The sequence below is a fragment of the Paracoccus angustae genome, from assembly GCF_042648745.1.
Taxonomy (GTDB): domain Bacteria; phylum Pseudomonadota; class Alphaproteobacteria; order Rhodobacterales; family Rhodobacteraceae; genus Paracoccus; species Paracoccus angustae.
Window position 1 is genome coordinate 1 of the sequence record NZ_JBHRXY010000105.1, and the last position, 1610, is coordinate 1610.

2 protein-coding genes are annotated in these 1610 nt (G+C 69.9%); both read left to right on the top strand.

All coding sequences use genetic code 11. The features are described 5' to 3' along the window. The first annotated feature begins 1 nt into the window (after position 1). Positions 2–760: an electron transfer flavoprotein subunit beta/FixA family protein gene (locus ACFOM8_RS22930; protein ID WP_377764673.1), complete on the top strand. Its 759-nt coding sequence runs from the start codon at positions 2–4 to the stop codon at positions 758–760. Beyond that, positions 760–1610: electron transfer flavoprotein subunit alpha/FixB family protein (locus ACFOM8_RS22935; protein WP_377764674.1), on the top strand; the 851-nt coding region annotated here is incomplete at its 3' end. The genes ACFOM8_RS22930 and ACFOM8_RS22935, both read left to right, overlap by 1 nt.

Genomic DNA, 1610 nt, shown 5'->3' on the forward strand with positions numbered 1-1610 from the left:
CATGAAGATCCTGGTGCCCGTGAAGCGGGTGATCGACTACAACGTGAAGGCTCGGGTGAAGGCGGACGGGTCCGGCGTCGATCTGGCCAATGTGAAGATGTCGATGAACCCGTTCGACGAGATCGCGGTGGAGGAGGCGATCCGTCTCAAGGAGCGGGGCGCGGCCGCCGAGGTGATCGTGGTCAGCGTCGGCGTGAAGCAGGCGGCCGAGACGCTGAGGACCGCGCTGGCCATGGGCGCCGACCGGGCGATCCTTGTGGTGGCGGCGGACGACGTGCATCAGGACATCGAGCCCCTCGCGGTGGCCAAGATCCTCAAGGCGGTGGTTGATCAGGAACAGCCGCGCCTTGTGATCGCGGGCAAGCAGGCCATCGACAACGACATGAACGCGACCGGGCAGATGCTGGCGGCGCTCTTGGGTTGGGGCCAGGCGACCTTCGCCTCCAAGCTCGAGATCGACGGCGATCAGGCCAAGGTCACCCGCGAGGTGGACGGGGGCCTGCAGACCATCTCCGTGGCGCTTCCGGCGATCGTGACGGCCGACCTGCGCCTGAACGAGCCGCGCTATGCGAGCCTGCCCAACATCATGAAGGCCAAGAAGAAGCCCCTGGAGGAGAAAACGGCCGCCGATCTGGGCGTCGATGTCGCGCCGCGGCTCGAGGTGGTCTCGACCCGCGAGCCCGAGGGGCGCAGCGCGGGCATCAAGGTCGGCTCGGTCGATGAGCTGGTGGCGAAACTGAAAGACGCGGGGGTGATCTGATGGCGGTTCTTCTTCTGGGCGAGGTGACGGGCGGCGTTCTGAACCGGGACGCCACGGCCAAGGCGGTGGCGGCGATGGCGCCCCTGGGCGAGGTGACGGTGCTCTGCGCGGGGGCCAGCGCCCGCGAGGCCGCCGCCGAGGCGGCCACGATCCAGGGCGTCGCCAAGGTGCTGGTGGCGGAAGGCCCGGCCTACGGCCACCGCCTGGCCGAGCCCACCGCGGCACTGCTGGCCTCGCTTGCCGGGGACTACGAGCACATCGCCGCCCCCGCCACCACCGACGCCAAGAATGTCATGCCGCGGGTGGCGGCGATGCTCGACGTGATGGTGATCCCCGAGGTCTCGAAGGTGATCGACGCCCAGACCTTCGAGCGCCCGGTCTATGCCGGCAATGCCATCCAGACGGTGCGCTCGCGCGACGCGACCAAGGTGCTGACGATCCGCACCGCGAGCTTCGACGCGGCGGGCACGGGCGGCGCGGCCCCGGTCGACGATGCGGCCCTGGCCGACGACCCTCGCCTGTCGTCCTGGGTGGGCGACGAGGTGGCGGCCTCGGACCGGCCGGAACTCACCAGCGCCAAGCGCGTGGTCTCGGGCGGCCGGGCGCTCGGCTCGAAGGAGCAGTTCGCGCTGATCGAGGCCTTGGCCGACAAGCTGGGCGCCGCGGTGGGCGCAAGCCGCGCGGCCGTCGACTCGGGCTACGCGCCGAACGACTGGCAGGTGGGCCAGACCGGCAAGGTGGTCGCCCCCGAGCTTTACGTGGCGGTGGGCATCTCGGGCGCCATCCAGCACCTCGCCGGCATGAAGGACTCAAAGGTCATCGTCGCCATCAACAAGGACGAGGAAGCCCC

What these genes read in the sequence shown, in the direction of transcription:
- ACFOM8_RS22930 (WP_377764673.1), top strand. Translation starts at nt 2, where the DNA reads ATGAAGATCCTGGTGCCCGTGAAGCGGGTGATCGACTACAACGTGAAG.